Annotated in this window: 17 protein-coding genes; 12 read left to right on the top strand and 5 right to left on the bottom strand. The window is 62.4% G+C overall.

Features of this window, described 5'->3' with window-relative positions:
• Position 1: 1 nt before the first annotated feature.
• The 4 genes from DXD77_RS02100 (at position 2) to DXD77_RS02085 (ending at position 3,361) form a co-directional block, all read left to right on the top strand.
• Positions 2 to 835 carry a PTS system mannose/fructose/sorbose family transporter subunit IID gene (locus DXD77_RS02100; RefSeq protein WP_089572476.1) on the top strand — a complete coding sequence of 278 codons (834 nt, stop codon included), beginning with the start codon at positions 2 to 4 and terminating at the stop codon, positions 833 to 835.
• Positions 836 to 861: 26 nt separating this feature from the next.
• Positions 862 to 1,260, top strand: coding sequence for a PTS sugar transporter subunit IIA (locus DXD77_RS02095; RefSeq protein ID WP_089572475.1), 399 nt, complete (start codon positions 862 to 864; stop codon positions 1,258 to 1,260).
• Between the two features lie 12 nt (positions 1,261 to 1,272).
• Positions 1,273 to 2,397: a glycoside hydrolase family 172 protein gene (locus DXD77_RS02090; protein ID WP_172676343.1), complete on the top strand. Its 1,125-nt coding sequence runs from the start codon at positions 1,273 to 1,275 to the stop codon at positions 2,395 to 2,397.
• Positions 2,398 to 2,476: 79 nt separating this feature from the next.
• Positions 2,477 to 3,361: an ROK family protein gene (locus DXD77_RS02085; protein ID WP_199407873.1), complete on the top strand. Its 885-nt coding sequence runs from the start codon at positions 2,477 to 2,479 to the stop codon at positions 3,359 to 3,361.
• 116 nt (positions 3,362 to 3,477) lie between these two features.
• Here DXD77_RS02085 and DXD77_RS02080 read toward each other — a convergent pair whose 3' ends face one another.
• Positions 3,478 to 3,720: a DegV family protein gene (locus DXD77_RS02080; protein ID WP_117635339.1), complete on the bottom strand. Its 243-nt coding sequence runs from the start codon at positions 3,718 to 3,720 to the stop codon at positions 3,478 to 3,480.
• A 624-nt stretch (positions 3,721 to 4,344) separates the two neighbouring features.
• Here DXD77_RS02080 and DXD77_RS02075 point away from each other — a divergent pair.
• Positions 4,345 to 5,424, top strand: coding sequence for a Gfo/Idh/MocA family protein (locus DXD77_RS02075; RefSeq protein WP_117647565.1), 1,080 nt, complete (start codon positions 4,345 to 4,347; stop codon positions 5,422 to 5,424).
• A 3-nt stretch (positions 5,425 to 5,427) separates the two neighbouring features.
• Complete coding sequence (locus DXD77_RS02070; protein WP_117647563.1) at positions 5,428 to 6,174, top strand: DeoR/GlpR family DNA-binding transcription regulator; 747 nt, start codon at positions 5,428 to 5,430, stop codon at positions 6,172 to 6,174.
• A gap of 378 nt (positions 6,175 to 6,552) precedes the next feature.
• Here DXD77_RS02070 and DXD77_RS02065 read toward each other — a convergent pair whose 3' ends face one another.
• Together DXD77_RS02065 and DXD77_RS02060 are read right to left on the bottom strand one after the other, a co-directional pair.
• Entirely contained in the window at positions 6,553 to 7,212 is a 660-nt protein-coding gene (locus tag DXD77_RS02065) for an RluA family pseudouridine synthase (RefSeq protein WP_233503005.1), read from the bottom strand.
• A 15-nt stretch (positions 7,213 to 7,227) separates the two neighbouring features.
• Positions 7,228 to 9,723, bottom strand: a complete 2,496-nt coding sequence (locus tag DXD77_RS02060) for a U32 family peptidase (protein ID WP_117647561.1) — start codon at positions 9,721 to 9,723, stop codon at positions 7,228 to 7,230.
• Positions 9,724 to 10,021: 298 nt separating this feature from the next.
• Between DXD77_RS02060 and DXD77_RS02055 the strand changes: the two genes are divergently transcribed.
• Positions 10,022 to 10,399, top strand: a complete 378-nt coding sequence (locus tag DXD77_RS02055; RefSeq protein WP_117583058.1) for a RidA family protein — start codon at positions 10,022 to 10,024, stop codon at positions 10,397 to 10,399.
• A gap of 112 nt (positions 10,400 to 10,511) precedes the next feature.
• On the opposite strand, the gene DXD77_RS02050 is transcribed toward DXD77_RS02055, so the two are convergent.
• Entirely contained in the window at positions 10,512 to 11,168 is a 657-nt protein-coding gene (locus DXD77_RS02050; RefSeq protein ID WP_233506701.1) for a transcriptional regulator, read from the bottom strand.
• Between the two features lie 352 nt (positions 11,169 to 11,520).
• On the opposite strand from DXD77_RS02050, the gene DXD77_RS02045 reads away from it, so the two are divergent.
• The 5 genes from DXD77_RS02045 to xdh all read left to right on the top strand — a co-directional run bounded on the left by DXD77_RS02045 (position 11,521) and on the right by xdh (position 20,898).
• Positions 11,521 to 12,915: a uracil-xanthine permease family protein gene (locus tag DXD77_RS02045; protein WP_055285183.1), complete on the top strand. Its 1,395-nt coding sequence runs from the start codon at positions 11,521 to 11,523 to the stop codon at positions 12,913 to 12,915.
• 196 nt (positions 12,916 to 13,111) lie between these two features.
• The gene (ssnA, locus tag DXD77_RS02040) at positions 13,112 to 14,467 is read left to right on the top strand and encodes a putative aminohydrolase SsnA (RefSeq protein ID WP_117647559.1); all 1,356 of its coding nucleotides are present in this window, start codon (positions 13,112 to 13,114) and stop codon (positions 14,465 to 14,467) included.
• A gap of 150 nt (positions 14,468 to 14,617) precedes the next feature.
• On the top strand, positions 14,618 to 17,617 hold the full coding sequence (ygfK, locus tag DXD77_RS02035) for a putative selenate reductase subunit YgfK (RefSeq protein ID WP_117647557.1): 3,000 nt from the start codon (positions 14,618 to 14,620) through the stop codon (positions 17,615 to 17,617).
• A gap of 11 nt (positions 17,618 to 17,628) precedes the next feature.
• The gene (locus DXD77_RS02030) at positions 17,629 to 18,108 is read left to right on the top strand and encodes a 4Fe-4S binding protein (RefSeq protein ID WP_117647555.1); all 480 of its coding nucleotides are present in this window, start codon (positions 17,629 to 17,631) and stop codon (positions 18,106 to 18,108) included.
• 12 nt (positions 18,109 to 18,120) lie between these two features.
• Complete coding sequence (xdh, locus tag DXD77_RS02025; protein ID WP_117647553.1) at positions 18,121 to 20,898, top strand: selenium-dependent xanthine dehydrogenase; 2,778 nt, start codon at positions 18,121 to 18,123, stop codon at positions 20,896 to 20,898.
• Between the two features lie 610 nt (positions 20,899 to 21,508).
• Here xdh and DXD77_RS02020 read toward each other — a convergent pair.
• Positions 21,509 to 22,507, bottom strand: coding sequence for a hypothetical protein (locus DXD77_RS02020; RefSeq protein WP_117647551.1), 999 nt, complete (start codon positions 22,505 to 22,507; stop codon positions 21,509 to 21,511).
• Positions 22,508 to 22,832: the final 325 nt, after the last annotated feature.

The raw sequence follows: 22,832 nt of genomic DNA, 5'->3' as shown, positions 1-22,832 counted from the left end.
CATGGAAAACGAGAACATCACCGCCGTCGCCGAGGGCAAGCCCTCCGGCTACAAGGTCACCAAGAAGGACCTGCGCAACGCGAACTGGCGCTGGCTCATGAGCGTGTGCACCTTCAACTACCAGACCCAGCAGGGCGCCTCAGTCGCCTACGCCCTCTCGCCGGTCCTGAGGAAGATCTACACGAACGACGAGGACTATAAGCAAGCGCTCAACAACCACTTCCGCTACTACAACACCCAGCCTTGGCTCGCCGCCATCATCCTTGGCGCCTGCGTGGCCATGGAGGAGCGCGACGGCCTAGCGGCGGCGGACGCCGTCCAAGACCTGAAGATCGGCACCATGGGACCGCTCGCCGGCGTCGGCGACTCCCTGCTCATGACCATGATCCCGACCATCATGGGCTCCATCGCCGCCTACATGGCCATCGAGGGCAACCCCGTGGGAGCCGGCATCTGGTTCGCGCTCATCCTGGCCATCTTCTGGGTCCGCATGCACGCCCTCGAGTTCGGCTACAAGCAGGGCGTGAAGCTCGTCACCGACTTCAGCGAGAAGCTTCCCAACCTCACTGCCGCCGCCTCCGTGCTCGGCCTCACCGTGGTCGGCTGCCTCATCGCCTCGGTCATCGGCGTCACCTGCCCGATTAGCTTCAGCTTCGGCGACGTCGCGATGGAGATTCAGCCGCTGCTCGACAAGATCCTGCCTGCCATGATCCCCGCCGCCATCACGGGAAGCGCGTATTACCTTCTTACCAAGAAGAACGCGAGCATGACGGCCCTCATCCTCGTGGTGATCGTCCTCGCGATGGTTGCCTCCGCCGCCGGCATCCTCGCCTAGCTTCGACCCAAGAGATTGGTGAATCAATGAGAAAGATAGTTGTGGCGAGCCATTCCCTTCTCGCCCAGGGCTTCAAGGACACCCTCGAGTTCCTTACGGGTAAGGGCGACGCCGTCAACGCCGTGTGCGCCTACGTGAACGACAACGGCGAGGGGCTCGACGCGGCGGTCGAGGCGGCTCTTTCGGGCACTGACGAGGTCGTCGTCCTCACCGACGCGTACGGCGGCAGCGTGAACCAGCGCTTTTCCCGCTTCGCCTCCGACCGGATCCACGTGATCGCGGGTGTCAACCTCCCGCTCGCCATGACGGTCGCGCTCGCGCGCCCCGACGAGAAACTCGACTTCGACGCCCTCGTCAACGAGGCGCGCCAGCAGATCATCTACGTGAACGGTGCCAGTTCCGCCGAGTGCGACGACGACGAATAGAGGAGGTCGACGATGAGAGAGTTCCTTAAGGACGTGTGGATGCACGGCGGTGAGGAAAGCCGCGCCATCACCCCCGAGAACATCACGGGCGAGAAGGGCCGCGCCGCCATGTCGGCCAGCCACCTCGGCGTCGGCCGCAAGGGCTCGTGCTGCGTGCCCCTTGAGTCCGGCGAGACCATCACGCTCGCGGACATCGAGGGCCCCGGCATCATCCGCCACATCTGGATGACCGTCCCCGACAAGACCGCCGCCGGCAGCTTCGTCATGCGTGACCTCGTGCTGCGCTTCTACTGGGACGACGAGGAGACCCCCTCGGTCGAGTGCCCTGTCGGCGACTTCTTCTGCAACGGCTTCGGTGAGCGCGCCATCGTCAACTCGATGCCCATCTGCGTGAACCCGACGGGCGGCATGAACTGCTACTTCGAGATGCCCTTCAGGAAGCACGCCAAGGTCACGCTTACGAGCGAGCACCCCGGGTTCATTAAGTACATCTTCTACACGTTCAACTACGCGCTCACCGACGTGCCGGACGACGCCATGTACTTCCACGCCCGCTTTAACCGCGAGCGCAGCACCCGCAGGGGCGTCGACTACACCGTGCTCGACGGCGTGCGCGGCAAGGGCTACTACGTCGGCACCTACATGGCCCTGTGCGCCCTGGAGCGCTATTGGTGGGGCGAGGGCGAGATGAAGTTCTTCCTCGACGGCGACGAGGAGTTCCCCACGGTCACCTCGACGGGAGCCGAGGACTACTTCGGCGGTGCCTGGGCCTTCCTCGACAGGCCGCCCCACGCGCTGCCCGAGGCGCAGTGCTTCAACACGCTGTTCGCCGGCTACCCGTACCGCTCGACGCGCGACGCCACGCGCGACCGCTTCAGCGCGGGCAAGCCGAACCCGAATCCGATGCTCGCGACTAACGACGACGCGCTGCCCAGGCACGGCCTCTACAGGTGGCACCTTCCCGACCCGATCTCGTTCAAGGAGGACCTGCGCGTGACGTTCCAGGACCTCGGCAACGACGACATCAAGCTCTACGAGCGCGAGGACGACATCTCCACCGTCGCCTACTGGTACCAAAGCGAGCCGCACGCCGTGCTCGCCCCGTTTGCCGCAAGGCAGGACCGCGTGCCCAGGTAGGGTCGCCTCGAAACAAGCCAACGTTATGGGCGCCCGCGGTTGACCATGACTGCGGGCGTCCCTTTGTAAGGAGGATCACATGAGCGAAAAGCAAATGAGGCTCGGCGCCCTCGAAGCCGGCGGGACCAAGATGGTCTGTGCCGTGGTGTCCGGCGACGGCGAGGTCCTCGACCGTATGGAGACCCCGACGCTTACGCCCGCCGAGACCGTCCCGCAGATGATCGAGTGGTTCACCGCCCGCGATGTGGACGCGTTGGGCATCGGCGCCTTCGGCCCGACCTGCGTCGACCCCAACGACGAGCGCTACGGCTCCATCCTCCAGACGCCCAAGCTCGCGTGGCGAGGCCATGGCCTTCGCGCCGCGTTCGCCGACGCCCTCGGGATTCCGGTGGCCTACGACACGGACGTGAACGTTGCCTGCCTCGGCGAAGTGGTCTTCGGCTGCTGCAAGGGGCTCGAGGACGCCGTCTACGTGACCATCGGCACCGGCGTGGGCGCGGGCGTCATGTGCGCGGGCAGACTCCTTCACGGCATGCTGCACCCCGAGGCCGGTCACATGCTGGTAAGGACCCGTCCCACCGAGGAGGGACGCTGCGTCTGCCCGAGCCACGCGAGCTGTCTCGAGGGGCTCGCCTCCGGCCCCGCCATCGCCGCGCGCTGGGGAAAGCCCGCGGCCGAGCTCGCGGACAACGATGAGGTGTGGGCGCTCGAGGGGGATTATCTGGGGCAGATGTGCGCGAACCTCGTGCTCATGTACTCGCCTCGCCGCATCGTCCTCGGCGGCGGCGTGATGCACCAGGAGCAGCTCTACGGCATCGTCCGCAAGAAGACCCTCGAATATCTGGGTGGCTACATCCAGACCGCCGAGCTTAAGGACATGGAGAGCTACATCTGCGCCCCGGGCTGCGGCGGCGACCAAGGAATCCTCGGCGCGGCCGAGCTGGCAAGAAGGGCGCTCGCGTAACTTGCGCTCTCTCCGCCATACAACGCGTTAAGAAAAGACGAGCGCTTCTTGCCAATTGAGCGGCAAGAAGTGCTCGTCTTTTGCATTTGTTTTTGGGGCAGGACGCCCCGCCTCCGCTAGAGTCCCTGGACCGCCACACCCACGAGGTTTGGACCGGTGTGGACAAGAAGCGCGGGGCTGATGTCGGAGCGGACGACCTCCACCGCGTTGGCCACGCACTCGCACAGGGCCTGCTCCATGCGGTCGTAGAGGTCGGCGTGGGCCGAGGTGCGGCTCGCGGCAAAGCGCACCTTGGGGTGCTTCTCGACGATGGCGGCGATGAGCTTGACCTCGGTGCGATGCGGTACTTGCACAGCCATTTCGTGTACGCGAGGCTGTTGGCTTTCTGGGCCACAGCAATCACCTTCCCCCTAGTATGATGACCTGAACAATCCTCATGCTAGGGGGAAGGTTTTTGTCGCGTAGCGGAAATTGGCCTCCACCCGCTGAGCGGGTGGCTTTCTATGCCGCGCGTGCCGCGCGGCACGGACTAAAGTCCATGAATAAAAACGAGGAAGGCCACGTCCGGCCTCCCTCGCAAAGGGTCTCTGATTACTCCCACTCATTGGGGACAGACTTAAATGAGTGCTCTTGAAATGCCGGCGCCTGGGGACGTTCTTTTTCTGTCTGCAGTTTGGAACGTTCCTTTTCTGTCGGCAGTTTGGGACGGTCCTTAGAGCTGCAGCGCGCCATGAGCGAAGGCGAAGCGGATCATCCTGTCTTTTGAGTTCTAAGCATAAGCCCCTGTCTCTGAGCAATGACCGGTTCGCATTTGTGCGTATTTGCGTGCGTGGGATTGCGTGAATATGCGTATAGATGCGCCGTTTACGGGACAAAAATGACCGTTTAGCGGTGAGATACGCAAAAACGCGCACAGACGCGCGTGTTTGTGCGAATATAGAGCTATCCGAAATGCAAGACGTTCTATGACACAGGAGGCACATATGGTAGATTCCAAGCAGGCTCCACTCGACTCCGCGGCAGCCGCAAAAGCAGCGTTCGCTTCGGTCCAGGACAAGCCATTCCCCGATGATATCTTTACGGCTCCCGAGCTTCGTTGGGCTGTGATCGGGTGCGGCGTTATCGCCAACCAGATGGCCCAGTCTCTCGCTCTTGCCGGCCGCAAGCTTGCGGGCGTCGCCAACCGTACGCTGTCCAAGGCTCAGGCTTTTGCTGAGCAGTATGGCATCGAGAAGGTCTATGAATCGGTTGAGGACCTCTACGCCGATCCGGGCATCGACGCCGTCTATATCACCACGCCGCACAACACGCATATCACCTATCTGCGTGACGCGCTGGCCGCCGGCAAGCACGTGCTCTGCGAGAAAGCCATTACCCTCAATTCCGCTGAGCTCGACGAGGCGCGTGCCATCGCCGACGAGCACAACGTCGTCCTCATGGACGCCACCACGGTGCTTCATATGCCCTTGTATCAAGAGCTGCGCCGTCGCATGGATGCCGGTGAGTTCGGCCGCATGAACCTCGCCCAGCTCAACTTTGGTAGCTACAAGGAGTACGGCGATCTGACCAATCGCTTCTACAACCGCAACCTTGCTGGCGGTGCCATGCTCGACATTGGCGTGTATGCCCTGTCCGTCATGCGTCTCTTTATGGCAAGCCAGCCCATTGAGGTCGTTTCGTTGGGCAACACCTGTGAGACCGGTGTTGACGTTGCGGGCGGCATCGTCTGCCGTAATGCCGAGCAGCAGCTGGGTGTTGTGAGCCTCACGCTCCACTCCAAGCAACCCAAGCGCTCGATTATTAGCTTCGATAAGTGCTATATCGAGGTCAACGAGTATCCGCGCGCCGATCACGCGACCATCGTGTGGACTGCGGACGGCCACCGCGAGGAGGTCCACGCCGGCACCGAGGCTTACGCCCTTTGCTATGAGATGGCCGATCTTGAGAAGGCCGTTGCCGGCGACGACTCTAAGCGTGAGCTGCTGGATTATGCTTCTGATGTTATGGAGCTGATGACCAAGCTACGCGCCGACTGGGGAGTCGTGTACCCCGAGGAGGAGTAAGCGATGCTAGCGGAAGATAGGCTCAACGCGATCGTGTCGATGGTTCAGCAGACCGGCTCGGTTACCGTGCCGGAGCTTGCCGAAGCCCTGGGCGTGACGGCGTCTACCATTCGGCGCGACCTGCAGATGCTCAATCGCGCACACCGTATCGCCAAGGTGCACGGTGGGGCGACGAGCCTTGAGCGCGCGCACGTGACGCGCGACCTAACGCTTAATGAGCGCAGCGATCTCCATAACGACGACAAGGAACGTATCTGCGCCCGTGCGGCGGCACTTGTGGAGCCCGAGAGCTTTGTATACATCGACTCGGGTTCGACGACGCTCAGGCTCATCGAGCATCTTCCACACCTTGAAGATGTCACCTATGTGACCGATTCCGTGCTCCATGCTCAACGCCTTGCTTTGCGCGGCATGCGTACCGTGGTGCTGGGTGGCGAGCTCAAACCCGAGACCGAGGCGCTCGTTGGCCCCGATGCCTTGGCAACCTTAGACCGCTACAACTTCAACTGTGGCTTTTGGGGCTCTAACGGCATTGCCGCCGAGCAGGGCTTCACGGCGCCCGATATCGAGGAGGCGCAAGTAAAGCGTATCTCGATGCGCCATACGGCCAAGCGCTTCGTAATCTCGGACGCCAGTAAATTTGGCATGGTGGCGCCCGTCAAGTTCGCGGACTTCCGCGACGCGACGATCATCACCGCGGGCGAGGTCCCCGCCAAGTACCGGGCAATGGACAACGTCGTCACGGTCTAGCGGCGGGGCAAGGTCAAAACCATTTAGTTTTCTCAATAGAAAAGCGGCAACGTCCATCACGGACGTTGCCGCTTTCGTCGTCTACTGGTTCTGTCTAAGTCTGTAACAACTGGACCGTTAAAAGTGGGATAGGTGTTACAGATTGAGATGCTTCCGAACCGCGCCGTCCCTTTGTCTCAATCTGTAACATCTGGGATCGATTTTGCCGAGTTACTGTTACAGATTGAGATTTTCCCTTAAGGGGGATTCGAATGTCTCGATCTGTAACAGATAGACCGGAAAATGGGTTCTAACTGTTACAGATCGAGACGTTTTGGGACCGCGGCTGAGCCATTGCGGCAAAACCACCATAAAGGTGCTTGTCCCCTTTGTGGTGGTTTAGGGCTCCCAGGGGCAAGGGGCTTCGATGTGGATGTGCTCGCCGGTTACGGGATGCGTAAAGGACACGCTGTGGGCGTGGAGCATCAGGCCGCAGGGGCGCGGCGTTCCGTACAGGTCGTCGCCAACCAGGGGATGATGCTCGCTGGCCAGGTGCACGCGGATCTGGTGCTTGCGGCCGGTGAGCAGCTCGACATCGATATACGAGCGCGTAGGCAGGCCACGACGGCTCTTAAGACGCTTGAGTACCTTCACGCGCGTTTGAGACGGCTTGCCGCTGGCGCCGACGCGCATCTTTCGACTGTCGTGTCGGTCGCGGGCGATGGGTTTGTCGATGAGCTTTTCGTTCCAGTCGATCTTGCCCTCGGCGAGCGCCAGGTAGTGCTTTTCGAAAGCGTGGTCGATGATCATCTGGTCAAAGGCGGGCTGCGTCTGCTTGTCGAGTGAGAACAGCACCACGCCGGTGGTGTCACGGTCCAGGCGATTGAGCGGCTGCATGTCGGTCGCGGCAAAGCCGTCGCCCATCGCCAGCAGCAGGTCGCTGGCGTAGTCGGTAAGTGTGCGCTCGCCGGTGCCGTCACCGTGGACGATCATGCCGGCGGGCTTGTCGATGGCCATGAGCCAGGCGTCGCAGTAGAGGACTTGAGGTTCTTCGTTCACGTGTAAGCCTTTCGGTTAGCTAATTCCCACAAACATGCAGCCCGAGGTGGCGCCGCGCAGGCGGGCGGCCGGCTTGCGGCCGGCTTGAGCCGCCTCGACAGCGCGACGGACGCGAGCGACGGCACGGCCAATCTCATCGGCCTCGAGCAAGGTTCCGTCGACCATAAGACGGCGCACGCCGGCATCGAGCAGCTGCGGAACTTGCGGCGTGAGGTCGATGGGGTAGGCGTCGTACAGGCGTGAGCGGCCGTGGATGTCGGTACGCACCGGCATGACCTTGCCGTCGATATTCTTGAGCGAGAGCTTGCGGGCACGCAGGCGGCAGTTGGCACAATCGTGGATGCAGCCGTTGGCAACCTGCAGAATGCAATGCTCGCTTGTCATGACGCGCGGGCGGCCAAAGACGGTGATGCCCAGAGCCGCGGGCGCGGCGGTGCCGAGCGAGATAATCTCGTCGAGCGTGATCTCGGGCGAGAGCCAAAACGCACCGGCTCCGCGCTCGGCAAGCGCCTCCATGCAGGGCGTGTTGTGCACCGGCAGGCAAGAGCGAATCTCGGCCGTGGCGCCAACCTGGGCGGCCAGGGCAAGCTCAGAGATGTTGCCAATAGCGACCGTGGCGCCGGCAACAACCCATGGGTCAACGCGGACGTGGTCAACGGCGCGGCAGACCTCATCGAGCACGGGTACGATGCCCTGCTCAAACGTATCGGCGGGGGAGAGCTTGGCCGCATCGAGCGCGTCGGTGGTCATGTAGATGCGCGTTGCACCCTCCGCCCGCGCTGCCTCGGCGGCCTCGAGCGAGGTGACGGTGGCGCAGATCTGCGGCTCGTCGCGGTAGTGCTCGGGCGCGGGGCGGGAATCACTGGTGACAATCGCCGGCAGCTCGAGCGTTTTCGCGCGCTCCGCGTACGGCGCCAGAATGGCCTCTTCCAGCGCCTTGCAAGCGGCGGCGCGCACCTTATGTACGGCGGAGAAACCCATGCCACAGCCCTCATCGAGCGCCACCTCAAAGCTCGCAGCCTCAAAGGGAGAGGAACCCATGCGGCCGACGTGCTCAACCAGATCGGACGCCTCGACCGCACGGGTCTTGGCGGCTTCGACGGTAAAGCCCGTGGCCGTGGCCGTAAGCGAAGGGTCGTCGCAGCAGGTGAGCGTAACGGTAAACGGCTCGCCCAGACGCGCCACGACGGACACATCAACAGCTCGGCGGCGCAGCACATCGCGCTTGAGCGCGGCGCCGGCGGCGTCGATGGCACGCTGACTGCGAATCACGCGGACGCGGCAGCCCTCGGGCATGCTGCGGGGTACGCGACATTCGATGACTTCACCGGCTGCGGCATCATCGGCGGCAATGGTGGTCAGGAACTGGTCAAACTCGTTATCGTGGCGAAGCTCCAGCAGGTCGCCCTTGCCCACGGGCTCAAACAGCTCAATACGGGCGATGGCGGCGCGGCGACGGCGGTCGTCGGGCTTGAGGCCGCGCACATCGCGGTTGGCCGGGCGGCTGCCCAGCACCGTGCCCACGATCTGGCCGCGGTTGTTGGAACGCTCATAGCTCATCATCTCGTCGCCCGAGGTGCCGTCCTGATAGGCGTGCGTAAAGTCGCGGTTAAAGCAGCGCTTGAGCTGGCGCTGGCGGGCGTCTTTCTCGTCCTTGGCAACGGTGGTTCCGGCCAGCATGTCATCAATCTGATGACGATACACGTCGACGATGGAATACACGTAATCGGGCGCCTTCATGCGGCCCTCGAGCTTGAGCGACGCGGCGCCGGCGTCATACAGGCGGCGAACAAGTTGTGAAGTGTTGGTGTCACGCGGGCACAGCGCGCGCTCGCGACCGGCAGGGGAGAGCGAGCGGCCGTTCTCGTCGATCAGCTCGTAAGGCAGGCGACAGGGTTGAGCGCACATGCCGCGGTTGGCCGAGCGGCCCGCCATGGCAAAGCTCGAAAGCAGACACAGGCCAGAGTAGCAAAAGCAGATGGCGCCATGGCTAAAGACCTCAAGGTCCACATCGGGCGCGGCATCGTGAATGGCGGCAATCTCGTCGATGGAAAGCTCGCGCGAGAGGGTCACGCGGTCGGCGCCCTGCTCGCGGCACCAAAGGGTTCCGCGGTCGTCGTGGATGTTTGCCTGGGTCGAGATATGCGTCTCGATGCTGGGCATCGTGCGCTTGACCTCAAAGAACAGGCCCCAGTCCTGGATGATGAAGGCGTCGGCGCCCAGCGTGGAGCAGCGATGGATGAGCTGCAGCGCATCGCTCATCTCGGATTCCTTGATGACGATGTTGACCGTGACGTAGACGCGCGAGCCGGCCAGATGCGCGGCGCGGCAGGCCTGCTCAAAGGCCTCGTCGGTAAAGTTGGTGGCCTTGCGGCGGGCGTTGAAGCTGCCCATGCCGCAGTAGATGGCGTCTGCCCCGGCGGCGAGCGCGGCGGCAAAGGGCTCCGGGCCTCCGGCGGGCGCCAAAAGCTCGGGTCTGCGGTTGGTGGTTCGACTGGCGGTTGCGGTCATATCCTGCCTTTCAAAATGCTCAGATACTCAAAAGTATAGTGGTGCCGTCGCGGCAGGCGATGCCCGTGCTCTAAGCGGGATAAAGTCTTCAGCAGCTTGGACTGGCTGCTTCACATGAGAACCGTTCAGCGGTCCGGGGAAACCGTTGGACGATAAAATATTCTCGAAACGTGATAATAATCTTGCATCGCGCGGAAACCTTGAGTACTATCCCAATCAAGCGCGGTGTTCAGACCGAACTGTGCCTCCCGGTGTGAACGCCGCGCTCCCGTTCCCTTTTACTTGTAAGGAGAAAAACATGAGCAAGACCGTCGTGTCTTCCGATAACGCACCCGCAGCCATCGGCCCGTATTCCCCTGGTATCCAGACCGGCAACATGGTGTTCCTGTCCGGCCAGCTGGGCATCGATCCCGCAACTGGCAAGATGCCCGAGGGCGTCGAGGCCCAGGCCAAGCAGTCCCTTGCTAACGTCGAGGCCCTGCTGACCGCTGCCGGCGCCACCTTTGCCGATGTCGTCAAGACCACAGTCTACCTGGCTGACATTGCCGACTTCGCCGCCGTGAACGAGATCTACGCCTCCAAGTTCGAGGCCCCGTTCCCCGCGCGCAGCGCTTTCCAGGTTGCCTCTCTTCCGGCTGGCGGTCTGGTCGAGATCGAGGTCGTCGCCGCTCTCTAAGGCGTTGACCACAACTAAACATGACATGCAAAAAGACCCTGCAGCGCGTGCGAGCTGCAGGGTCTTTTGTCAGGTGACGAATCGCTTGTGGAGCCGCGCTCCATTTTGCTCGTTAGCCCTCCTTGCGGACTTTTTGCAGGTAGCGGTAGACGCTGGGCTCCGAGATGCCCAGCGAGGTGGCGGCGCAGGCCACGGCGCCCTTGAGCATGAACACCCCGTTGCCGTTGAGGTGGCGAATGACGTCCACGCGGTCGCTCTGACCAAGCGACGCTACATCCAGCCCGCGCGCGCTCAGCAACTCGGCAATGCTGCGGTCGATGAGCTCCTGTGTGGACTCCGAAAGGCTTTCGACCTCGATAGGGGCGGGCTCCGTGCGCGTCGGCGCCGCGTCGAAGCACGCCATGAGCTGCTGCGCCATGGCGTTGATGGAGCGCACGGTCGAGAGATCGGTGTTGACGCAGAGCATACCGACGATCTCGTCATTCTCGCGGATAAAGTACGTCGCTGACTCCAACGTCTTGCCGCCGGCACCGCGCCCCTCGTAGCCCGTAATAAACGGCAGGTCGCGATACTTGGCGTCGTGCATGATCTTGAGTGCCAGATCGGTGGCGGGACCGCCGACCTTGCGGCCGCTCACGATGCCGTTGCGAATATCGACGATGGCGTGGTCGGGATCCGAGAAATCGTGCAGCACGATTTCGCTGTTTTTGCCGAGTATCTGCTCCAGAAAATCGACCATCGGCAAAAAGCGACGTACGGTCTCGTTCACGGGCAACTCCTTTGGGTGAAATCGGAAATGTTCATAACAATTTTTTCTCATGGTAACACGGTGTCTATTGACTCACATATTCGCAGGTACATTGCGTAATACAGATGAGCGGTAGGTATTTGGCGGTAAACGGTCGACCAAAAGAAAAGTTAGATGTAATTTTGAACAGACACTTTCCTGACCTGCGGAAATGCATTATCTCAGCTGAAGAATAGTCTGATAACAAAAAATTATTATTGAGAATGAGAATCATCTTTAATACGATATGCAACGAAGGCACAACCTCAACCCCGCACTGCGTCACAATAGAGCGTTAGATGCGAAAACAACTATTTCGAGGATTGGTGGTCAAATGACCCAGGAGACGGTTACGAACGGCACTGAAGCCCTGTTCACTCGTGAAGGCATGCCTCCCGTTAAAGAAATGATCCCGTGTGCCCTTCAGCACGTACTGGCTTCGTTTGCCGGTATCATCACCCCGGCTGTCATCATGGCCGGCGTCTACGGTTTTAATAGCCAGCAGAGCACCGACATCATTCAGGTCGCGCTCATTCTTTCGGCGATCGACACGGCCCTTCAGGCCTTCGCTCCCTTCCGTCGCATCGGCGGCGGCCTGCCCATCGTCATGGGCGTTTCGTTCGCGTTCCTGCCGGCCCTGCAGGCCATGGGCGCCTCGGGCTTTAGCTTTGGTGCGCTGCTGGGCGGCGAGATCGTCGGCGGCGCCGTTGCGGTCCTCTTTGGTCTGGCCTACAGCAAGATTAAGTGGCTGTTCCCGCCCGTCGTGACCGGTACGGTCATCTTCTCCATTGGCGTCTCTCTCTATCCCACGGCCGTCAAGTACATGGCCGGCGGCATGGGCACGCCGCTGTGGGGCACCCCGCAGGCCTGGTGCGTCGCTCTTATCACCTTCGCCGTGGTCTTTGCGCTCGCCAACTTTGGCAAGGGCACGCTCAAACTGGGCTCCGTGTTCTTTGGCATGATCGTTGGCATGATCGTTTCGATCCCCTTTGGCATGATCGACTTCTCCAGCGTCGCCACCGCTCAGGTCTTCGCCCTTCCCAAGCTCATGCCCTACGCGCTTGAGTTTGATCCCGAGGTCTGCATTACCCTCGCCGTCGTGTTCCCCATGGTTGCCATCCAGGTTATCGGCGACGTCTCCGCCGCCTGCCTGGGCTCCATCGACCGTATGCCCACCGAGCGCGAGCTCTCCGGCGCTATCGTGTCCCAGGGCCTCACCTCTATGGTCGGCGGCCTGCTGGGCGGTCTTCCCACCAGCGCCCTTGGCCAGAACGTGGGCATCATCTGCTCCAACAAGGTCGTCAACAAGTGGGTCTTTGTGATCATTGCGGCCGTCTTTGCCATCGCCGGTCTGTTCCCGCAGCTCTCTGCCGTCCTTTCCGCTATCCCGCAGCCCGTCATCGGCGGCGCGACCGTCGGCGTCTTTGGCACCATCACCATGAACGGCGTTCGCATGTTCACCCGCGAGGGCCTCACGCAGCGCACTACCACCATCGTCGGTACCTCCGTCGTCTTTGGCCTGGGTATCTGGATGGCCAGCGGTTGCCTTGCCGGCGAGGGTATGCCCGCCTGGGTGTCCACCGTCATCGGCTCCAATGCCGTAACCCCCACCGCCATCATGGCCATTGTCCTTAACCTGATCCTTCCGCAGACGCCGGTCGTGGCTCAGCACATCGATGCTGCCAAGGACGCTGCCGTTGATCTGGTCTTGCCCGAGAGCAAGAAGTAACCAATTCGGTGCTATTCGTCGGCGGACGCATCGCCTCGTCCGCCGACGTCATGCGGCGCCAAGCCGCACTTCAAAGGGTTCGTCCCTTTGGTGAAGCGTTGACGGGAGAGGGCCCGTTTCCGGTGTAGGCCGGCGCTTCGCACTTCCGCTATGTCAGAGGTGTCAAACCCCGCCCCTGATGTTGAAGGGAGCATTCATGCTTCTGGTCGCTAACGGTTCCGTCTTTACTCGCAACGCTCAGACCCCGTTCATCCCCAACGGTGCGGTCGCCATTGACGGAGATACGATCGTCGAAGTGGGCCCCGAGTGCGAGCTCAAGGCCAAGTACCCGGATGCCGAGTACGTCGACGCCCGGGGCAACCTCATCATGCCCGGACTCATCAACTGCCACACCCACATCTACTCGGGTTTGGCCCGCGGCCTTGCCATTAAGGGCTGTAACCCTACCAACTTCCTGGAGAATCTTGAGCAGCAGTGGTGGAAGATCGACGACAACCTGACGCTCGACGGCACCAAGGCCAGCGCCTATGCCACGATTCTTGACTCCATCCGCGATGGCGTCACCACGATCTTCGATCACCATGCGAGCTTCTGCGAGATTCCGGGAAGCCTCTTTACCATTAAGGATGCCGCTCAGGAGCTGGGCATGCGTTCGTGCCTGTGCTACGAGGTCTCCGATCGCCGCGGCCAGGAAAAATGCGACCAGGCCATTGCCGAGAACGCCGAGTTTGCCCAGTGGGCCGCCAAGGAGCGTCGCGATAACGACAACCACATGATCGCCGCCATGTTTGGCGGACATGCCACCTTTACGCTGTCGGACGAGACCATGGATAAGATGGCCGAGGCCAACAACGGCCTGACCGGCTTCCACATCCATGTGTGCGAGGGCATGAATGACGTGTGGGACTCCCGCCTCAACCGCGGTGGCATCAGCCCCGTCGAGCGCCTGCTGCAGCACAATCTGCTGGGTCCCGACACCATGCTCGGCCACTGCATCCACGTGACGCCTGCCGAGATGGATATCGTCAAGGAGTCCGGTACCTGGCTCGTCAACAACCCCGAATCCAATATGGGCAACGCCGTGGGCTGCGCCCCCGTGCTCGAGTTCTTCCGCCGCGGTATCCCCGTGTGCATGGGCACCGACGCCTACACCCACGATATGCTCGAGAGCCTTAAGGTCTTCCTGATCATTCAGCGCCACAACGCCGCCATGCCCAACGTGGGCTGGTGCGAGGCCATGACCATGCTGTTCGAGAACAACGCCAAGATGGCGAGCAAGTACTTCGATCGCAAGCTCGGCGTGCTCGAGGCCGGCGCTGCCGCCGATGTCATCGTCATGGACTACAAGCCCTTTACGCCGCTGAGCGAGGAGAATATCGACGGCCACATGCTCTTTGGCATGATGGGCAAAAACTGCCGCACCACCATCATCAACGGCCGCGTCCTGTACAAGGATCGTGAGTTCGTTGGGATTGATGAGGACAAGATCAACGCGTGGACCATGGCCGAGTCCAAGAAGCTCTGGAGCACGCTCAACGATCGCGTGTACTAATTCCAATTGGAGATTCGCGCGCGTCGGATGTTTCGCCGCATCCGACGCGCGCATAGGCGGCCTCCGCGGGGTCGCCGGCGCTGTGCTAGCGCTACACCGTATTTGCGCCCGCCGCGCGGTCTCGCCGGGCGTTACAGAGAGGAGCTCACTATGAGCGACATCATGAGGCCGATCCCGTTTTCGCAGCTGATGAACTGGATCATCGAGGAGCACAAGACCCAGGACGCCATCTTTGGCGTGCGTAAGATGGTCACGACCAACCAGGAGGGTGCGCTTCCCATTTTTGACGAGCGCATCGAGACTCCGTTTGGCCCGGCTGCCGGTCCCAATACGCAGCTGGCCCAGAACATCGTGGCCTCTTATGTGGCCGGTTCTCGCTTCTTTGAGCTCAAGACCGTCCAGGTTATGGACGGCGAGGAGCTCTCCAAGTGCGTCAACAAGCCCTGCATCGTGGCTCAGGACGAGTGCTACAACTGCGAATGGTCGACCGAGCTCGAGGTTCCGCAGGCCTTTGCCGAGTACGTGAAGGCATGGTTTGCCTGCCACCTGATCGCTCGCGAGTACGGTCTGGGCAGCCCGGACGGCTTTGTCTTCAACATGTCGGTGGGCTATGACCTGGAGGGCATTAAGAGTCCCAAGGTCGATGCCTACATCGAGGGCATGAAGGACGCCAGTGGCTCCGACGTCTGGAACGAGTGCCGCGCATGGGCGCTCGCCAACCTGGACAAGTTTGAGCATGTCGACGCCGCGTTTGTCGAGTCCATTCCGGCGCGCGTGTCCAACTCCATCACCGAGTCCACGCTGCATGGCTGCCCGCCCGCCGAGATCGACCGCATCGCGACCTACCTCATCACCGAGAAGGGCCTCAACACCTACATCAAGTGTAACCCCACGCTGTTGGGCTATGAGTTTGCCCGCCAGCGCCTCAACGATCTGGGCTTTGACTACATCGTCTTTGATGACACGCACTTCCGCGAGGACCTGCAGTGGGCCGACGCCGTGCCCATGTTCGAGCGCCTGATTGCCCTGTGCGCCGATCGCGGCCTGGAGTTTGGCGTCAAGCTGACCAACACGTTCCCCGTCGACGTGACGAGGAACGAGCTGCCCTCCACCGAGATGTACATGTCCGGCCGTTCGCTGTTCTCGCTGACCATCGAGGCCGCCCGTCGCATTACCGAGCAGTTCGATGGCAAGCTGCGCATCAGCTACTCCGGCGGTGCCACGGTCTACAACATCCGTGCCCTGTATGACGCCGGCATTTGGCCCGTCACCCTGGCGACTGACGTGCTCAAGCCCGGTGGCTACGAGCGCTTTAGCCAGATGGCCGGCGAGCTCATCGACCTGGATGGCAAGCCGTTCGCGGGCGTCTCTCTCGAGGCCGTGACCGCGATCCAGGCCGACTCGCTCACCAACCCGCTCTACAAGAAGCCGCTGCGCCCGCTGCCCGACCGCAAGGTCGCCGGCAAGAGCCCGCTTTCCGACTGCTTTACCACGCCTTGCCGTACGAGCTGCCCCATCCAGCAGGATATCCCTGCCTATCTGGCGGCTGTTGACGAGGGCCGCTACGAGGACGCGCTCAACATCATCATCGAGCGCAACGCCCTGCCGTTCATCACCGGCACTATCTGCCCGCATCCTTGCGGCCGTGCCTGCGAGCGTGCATTCTACGAGCCCGAGGGCGCCCAGATTCGCGCCAGCAAGCTCAAGGCCGCCCGCGAGGCAATGACCGCCGTGCTGCCCAAGCTGCGCGCCCAGGCTATCGCCAACGACGGCGAGCGCAACGTTGCCGTTATCGGTGGCGGTCCGGCCGGCCTGGCGACGGCGTTCTTCCTGACGCGTGTCGGCGTGCCCGTTACCATCTTTGAGGCCCGCGATTCGCTCGGCGGTGTGGTCCGTCACGTAATCCCCGAGTTCCGTATCGCCAGCGACGATATCTCGCACGACGCCGAGCTCTGCCTGGCCTTTGGCGCCAAGGTTCAGCTTAACGCCCGCGTGGAGTCCATTGACGAGCTCAAGGCCCAGGGCTTTACCGACGTGGTCGTGGCCACCGGTGCCTGGATGCCCGGCTCTGCGGGCCTGGGCGAGGGTGCCGAGCTCGACGTGCTGGAGTTCCTCGAGGCCGCCAAGAAGGGCGAGAAGCTTGAGCTGGGCGAGGACGTCGTGGTCATTGGTGCCGGCAACACCGCCATGGACGCCGCCCGCGTGGCCAAGCGCCTGGCAGGCGTGAAGAACGTGCGCCTGGTGTATCGCCGCACCAAGAAGCAGATGCCCGCCGACGAGGAAGAGCTCGATCTTGCTCTTGCCGATGGCGTTGAGTTCTGCGAGCTGCTGGCGCCCAAGGCGCTCAACGGCGCCGTGCTGACCTGCGACGTCATGGAGCTTGGCGAGCCGGATGCAAGCGGCCGTCGCAGCCCCGTCGCCACGGGCGAGACCGTCGAGCTTTCCGCCACCACGGTGATCTGCGCCGTGGGCGAGGGTATCGATGCCAGCCTGTACGATGCCGCGGGCGTCGAGCACGACCGTCGCGGTCGCCTTGCCGCCACCTCCACCGGCGTCGAGGGCGTCTGGGCTGCGGGCGACTGCCGCCGCGGTCCTGCCACCGTGGTCGAGGCTATTGCCGACGCCGCCGAGGTCGCCCGTGCCATCGCCGGCGTGGACTTTAACAAGTACGCCGACTGCAACGAGCAGGCCGGTCGCGAGGACACCTGCTACGAGCGCAAGGGATCGCTGTGCCGCGACAAGCGCAGCTGCACCAAGACCCGCTGCCTGGGCTGCGGCTCGGTGTGCGAGGTTTGCTGCGACGTGTGCCCCAACCGCGCAAACGTTGCTATTAAGGTGCCGGGCCTGGCCAAGCATCAGGTGGTACATGTCGATGGCATGTGCAACGAGTGTGGCAACTGCGCTGTGTTCTGCCCCTACCAGGAGGGTCGTCCCTACAAGGACAAGCTCACCCTGTTCTGGAGCGAGCAGGACATGGAGAACTCCGAGAACGAGGGCTTCCTGGCCGTGGACGAGGATCACTTTAAGGTCCGTGTTGCCGGCACGGTCCGTACCGTCTCGGTCGATGCCGTCAACACCGGCCTTCCCGAGGCCGTCCGCCTGACCATCAAGGCCGTGCGCGACAGCTATCCGTATCTTCTTAAGAAATAGGCGAGTCTCTTATGGCCAAATCCATTCAACATAACGTGGCCTACGTTGCCTGCGGAAGCGGCTGTGCTTCCGCAGGCGGCGATACCCACTGCAGCGAAGGCTGCATTGGCTGTGGCGCCTGCGTCACGGCCTGCCCCCACGGTGCCATTGCGCTGGTCGACGGCATCGCCCGCGTGGACCGCTCCAAGTGCACGGGCTGTGGCCTGTGCGGCATGGCATGCCCGCAGCGCGTGATTGCCTTCGTTCCCGGCTACCAGAATATCTTGGTGCGCTGCAACAACACCGATAAGGGTGCCATTGCGCGCAAGATCTGCGACACGAGCTGCATCGGTTGTGGCATGTGCGCCAAAAAGTGCCCTGCAGGCGCTATCCGCATCGAGGACAACTGCGCCCATATCGACGGCGCGGACTGCCTGTCGTGCGGCATGTGCGCCGTCGTCTGCCCGCATGGCGCCATTCACGACCGCACCGGCATCGCCGCCGGCGTGTAGAAGGGAATCACCATGGCACAGGAATTCACTTTTACCGTTAACGGCGTGGAGCGCACAACGACTCAGAACAAGCCGCTGCTGCGCTACCTGCGCGACGACCTGCACATCCATTCCGCCAAGGACGGCTGCTCCGAGGGCGCCTGCGGCACCTGCACCATCCATGTAGACGGCGCGGCCGTCAAGGCGTGCGTACTGACCACTGCTCTTGCCGCCGGTCGCAACATCGTGACTGTCGAGGGCCTGCCCGAGGACGTGCGCGAGGCCTTTGTGTACGCCTTTGGTGCCGTGGGTGCCGTGCAGTGCGGTTTTTGCATCCCCGGTATGGTCATGGCGGGCGCGGCGCTCATCGCCGAGGACCCCGAGCCCACCGAGGAGCAGATCAAGTACGCCATCCGCGGCAACGTCTGCCGCTGCACCGGCTACAAGAAGATTATCGAGGGCATTTCGCTGGCCGCTGCGGTGCTCCGCGGCGAAAAGCAGATCGACGAGGACCTGGAGCGCGGCGACGACTACGGCGTGGGCAAGCGCGCCTTCCGCATCGACGTGCGTAAAAAGGTGCTCGGCGAGGGCAAGTATCCCGACGACATCGACGAGCTCGATCAGCCGGGTCTGACCTACGCCAGCGCCGTGCGCTCCAAGTATCCGCGCGCCCGCGTGCTCTCCATCGATACCTCCAAGGCCGAGGCCCTGCCCGGTGTGGTGGGCATCCTGCGCGCCGAGGATGTGCCGGTCAACCAGGTCGGCCACCTTATCCAGGATTGGGACGTCATGATCGCGGCGGGCGATATCACCCGCTGCGTGGGCGATGCCATTGTGCTGGTGGTTGCCGAGGACGAGGCGACGCTCGAGAAGGCCAAGAAGCTCGTAAAGATCGATTACGAGCCGCTGAAGCCCGTGCGCAACATTGTCGAGGCCAGGGCTGCCGACGCCCCGCGTCTGCACGACAGCTTCTTTGCCTTTGGCAACACGGTGGAGCTCAAGGACAACGTGTGCCAGAGCCGCCATGTGACGCGCGGCGACGCCGCCAAGGCGCTGGCAGAGAGCGCGTTCACCGTGACGCAGCGCTTTACCACGCCCTTTACCGAGCATGCCTTCTTGGAGCCCGAGTGCGCCGTTGCCTTCCCGTACAAGAACGGCGTCAAGGTGCAGTCGACCGACCAGGGTGCCTACGACACACGCAAAGAGTGCGCCCACATGTTTGGCTGGGACAACGAGCCCGAGCGCGTGGTCGTCGAGACCATGCTCGTGGGTGGCGGCTTTGGCGGCAAGGAGGACGTGTCCATCCAGCACTTGGCCGCGCTCGCCGCCTATAAGTTCCAGCGTCCTGTGAAGTGCAAGCTCACACGTGCCGAGTCGCTCGCTTTCCATCCCAAGCGCCACGCCATGGACGGCACCTTTACGCTGGGCTGCGACGCCGAGGGCAACTTTACCGGCCTGGACTGCGAGATCAACTTTGACACCGGTGCCTACGCGTCGCTGTGCGGCCCGGTGCTCGAGCGCGCCTGCACGCATGCCGTCGGCCCCTACAAGTACCAGAACACCGACATTCGCGGCTTTGGCTACTACACCAACAACCCGCCCGCCGGCGCGTACCGCGGCTTTGGCGTTTGCCAGTCCGAGTTTGCGCTCGAGAGCTTGATCGACTTGCTGGCAGAGAAGGTCGGCCTGGACCCGTGGGAGATTCGTTACAGAAACGCCATCGAGCCGGGCGAGGTTTTGCCCAACGGCCAGATTGCCGATTGCTCCACGGCGCTTAAGGAGACGCTGCTCGAGGTCAAGGATGCCTACTATGCGCATCCCGGACACGCCGGTATCGCCTGCGCCATGAAGAACGCCGGCGTGGGCGTGGGCCTGCCCGATGCCGGCCGCTGCAAGATTCGCGTCGAGGATGGCGTGGCCGTGGTCTATGCCGCCACGTCCGACATCGGCCAGGGCTGCAACACCGTCTTTTTGCAGGACGTTGCCGAGGCCTGCGGTCTGCCGCTGAGCTGCATCGCCAACGGCGAGTGCTCTACCGAGAACGCTCCCGACTCCGGCACCACGTCTGGCTCGCGTCAGACGGTCGTGACCGGCGAGGCTGTGCGCGGCGCCGCTTTCCTGCTGCGCGATGCCATGGTTGGCATCGAGGCCGGCAAGCCTGCGCCCGCCGCTCCCGTGAGCGCGCATGGCGACGGCGTCAAGATCGAGTACGACGACGGTCGCGCCTATCAGCTGCGCGCGCAGGAGCTCGTCGCTGGTCAGGGTATGCATCCTCAGGACCCCGCGACCGCCATCAAGGCGCTCGAGGGATGCGAGTTTGGCTACGTGTATCTGGAGCCGACCGACAAACTGGGCGCCGACGTCCCCAACCCCAAGAGCCACATCTGCTACGGCTTTGCCACGCATGTGGTCATTTTGGACGATGACGGCCGCGTGAGCGAGGTCTATGCCGCGCACGATTCCGGCAAGGTGGTCAACCCCATCTCCATTCAGGGTCAGATCGAAGGCGGCGTGCTCATGGGCATGGGCTATGCGCTTACCGAGGACTGGCCGCTCAAGGACTGCGTACCCCAGGCAAGGTATGGCACGCTCGGGCTGTTCCGTGCGCCCGAGATTCCGGATATCCACGCCATTTACGTGGAGAAGGACGAGCTACTGCCTGTGGCATATGGCGGCAAGGGCATCGGCGAGATCGCCACGATCCCCACGGCGCCCGCCGTGCAGAATGCCTACCGCGCGTTTGACGGTAAGCTGCGCCCGGATCTGCCCATGGTGGATACCCCGTACAGCCGCGCCCGTCACCGCGGGTAGAGTAGAGCGCGGACGCCCATTGCTGACGGGCTGTTCGCGCTCAACATCAACTACATATGCTGCGTCTTTGGCCCCAGCTCCATCGCGAGCCGGGGCCTTTTGTTTGGAGCGCCTCCGCATGCGGAAACTGCGTCCCAGATTTCGGCTCCAGAATGAGACGTACTTTCCGGACGGGGCTTCAAACGGAAACCGTATCCCGGATTCGACGCTCAGAATGGGACACACTTTCCGGCGGAGGCCTCAAGCGGAAGCTGTGCCCCAGAATCGAGCCCCAGAGTGGGACGTACTTTCCGGATCGGCCTTCAAGCGGAAACTGCGTCCCGGAATCGCTGCTCAGAATGGGATGCATTTTCCTCCTGAGCCTCTGACGGAAACTGCATCCCGGAATTCGGCTCCAGAGTGGGACACGTTTTCCGGAACAGCTCTCAAGCGGAAGCTGCGTCCCGTTCTGAGGCTTGATTCCGGGACACGCTTTCCGCTGGCCCGCCATCCGGAAAGCCTGTCTCGTTTTGAGCGTCCAGACTGGGACGCGCTTTCCGTTGGCGTGGCCGTTGGGAAAACGCGGTCCAGATAGGGGGATGCGATCCGGCAATGCGTGGCCCAACAGCCCCTACAGCTCTACCTCGTTGAGCCATGTCGGTAGCGCGGTCTGCCGGATGCCTGCCGTCTGCAGCTTTTTGGCGAGCGTTCCTGCCGAGCGGACCTCGTTCATGGTAAAGCGCAGCAGAGGGTGACCGTAGAGCGATAGGTGCGCCTCGCGCTGTCGTTCGGCGACGAGCGCCTCGGCGGTGGTGCGTCCGGCCAGCATGGTCTGGTCGGTATATTTGATGAGCCCGTCGAGCTCGCCCAGCGTGAGTTCCCGCGCCTGGCGCTCCCAGGCAAAGTCCGTTCGTATGGGCTTGGCCGAATCGAAGGGGTCCGTTAGCTCGTATTGAAGCCAGTCGGGCGCAAAGCCCGTCTCGATCATGACGGCTCGGGCGACCGATTCCCCGCCGCTCTCGGCGCGGGCGTCGGCATATCGAAGTGTCATGAGGGCGGTGCGAATCACGCGACCATTGCGGGCGGTCGCTCGTTGTTCGACGGCTTCCATCAGCTGTTCCCGTGCAAGGCCGAGCTTTAAAATCGCCGAATCGGCAATGGGCATGCCGTCGGCAAAACCAGTTTGCAGCAGGCAATCTGTGACCGTTTGGATGGGCGGCGTTACCGATATGCCGGCTCTGCGTATTGCTCCGGCCGGCTCAATCTGGTGCCGCTGAATATGTGCGCCCGGACGAGCCGACGGCTTTGTCGAGCTGCAAACATGCACGACGTTCAGGTGCCGCCACGAGACCTCGAGCCCCAGCAGACAGGCGGCCGAAAACGAGCAGAACGTCCAATCGGGGTGGATGATCGCAAGGGCGCGGATAATCTCGCAATGGCGTTGCGCTCGGTTGAGCTCTTTCCAGCGTGGCTTGCGCGCGAACATACCCGGCATGGGGGAGACGACCGTGCCGCCGATGCGCCGAAGGAGCGCTTTTCGGATCGCCGTGCTCGGGGGAATTAGACAGCGCCCCTCTTGTTCGGCTTGAGTGAGCAGTTGGTCGATGAGCTGGTCATTGCAATGGGTCATGAGCTACCGCCTCCTTTTGGGTAGCAAAAACGTATCAGCTGGAACTTGCCGCTCAGCTGACCAAAAGCTGACCAAAATCTAACCATGCAGGTAGATGGCCTGTTTTCGGCGACATTTTTACATCCGAATCGGTGGGCGGTAATCGGCGACCTTGAACGGTAGCTAGATATGAAATCTTGGTAAGTTTCGGGACGTGTACTTATTTGAAAAAGAGCATTCTATCTGCTGTTTTGCGTTTCCGGATCGTATGTTTGAAGGCCTGTGATAAGGGCGACGGATTGTCGTCTTGTATCTGCGGAAACAGTGATCCGGAATTGCCGCTCGG

Origin of the sequence: Collinsella sp. TM09-10AT (genome assembly GCF_003436275.1) — a bacterium.
Lineage (GTDB): Bacteria > Actinomycetota > Coriobacteriia > Coriobacteriales > Coriobacteriaceae > Collinsella.
The sequence above is the reverse complement of the archived record's forward strand: the minus strand, read 5'-3'. Positions and strand labels throughout refer to the sequence as shown.

Bases quoted from the DNA above. Each gene is read 5' to 3' on its own strand.
- DXD77_RS02100 (WP_089572476.1), top strand. From the start codon at position 2: ATGGAAAACGAGAACATCACCGCCGTCGCCGAGGGCAAGCCCTCCGGC.
- DXD77_RS02095 (WP_089572475.1), top strand. From the start codon at position 862: ATGAGAAAGATAGTTGTGGCGAGCCATTCCCTTCTCGCCCAGGGCTTC.
- DXD77_RS02090 (WP_172676343.1), top strand. From the start codon at position 1,273: ATGAGAGAGTTCCTTAAGGACGTGTGGATGCACGGCGGTGAGGAAAGC.
- DXD77_RS02085 (WP_199407873.1), top strand. From the start codon at position 2,477: ATGAGCGAAAAGCAAATGAGGCTCGGCGCCCTCGAAGCCGGCGGGACC.
- DXD77_RS02080 (WP_117635339.1), bottom strand. From the start codon at position 3,720: ATGGCTGTGCAAGTACCGCATCGCACCGAGGTCAAGCTCATCGCCGCC.
- DXD77_RS02075 (WP_117647565.1), top strand. From the start codon at position 4,345: ATGGTAGATTCCAAGCAGGCTCCACTCGACTCCGCGGCAGCCGCAAAA.
- DXD77_RS02070 (WP_117647563.1), top strand. From the start codon at position 5,428: ATGCTAGCGGAAGATAGGCTCAACGCGATCGTGTCGATGGTTCAGCAG.
- DXD77_RS02060 (WP_117647561.1), bottom strand. From the start codon at position 9,723: ATGACCGCAACCGCCAGTCGAACCACCAACCGCAGACCCGAGCTTTTG.
- DXD77_RS02055 (WP_117583058.1), top strand. From the start codon at position 10,022: ATGAGCAAGACCGTCGTGTCTTCCGATAACGCACCCGCAGCCATCGGC.
- DXD77_RS02045 (WP_055285183.1), top strand. From the start codon at position 11,521: ATGACCCAGGAGACGGTTACGAACGGCACTGAAGCCCTGTTCACTCGT.
- ssnA (WP_117647559.1), top strand. From the start codon at position 13,112: ATGCTTCTGGTCGCTAACGGTTCCGTCTTTACTCGCAACGCTCAGACC.
- ygfK (WP_117647557.1), top strand. From the start codon at position 14,618: ATGAGCGACATCATGAGGCCGATCCCGTTTTCGCAGCTGATGAACTGG.
- DXD77_RS02030 (WP_117647555.1), top strand. From the start codon at position 17,629: ATGGCCAAATCCATTCAACATAACGTGGCCTACGTTGCCTGCGGAAGC.
- xdh (WP_117647553.1), top strand. From the start codon at position 18,121: ATGGCACAGGAATTCACTTTTACCGTTAACGGCGTGGAGCGCACAACG.
- DXD77_RS02020 (WP_117647551.1), bottom strand. From the start codon at position 22,507: ATGACCCATTGCAATGACCAGCTCATCGACCAACTGCTCACTCAAGCC.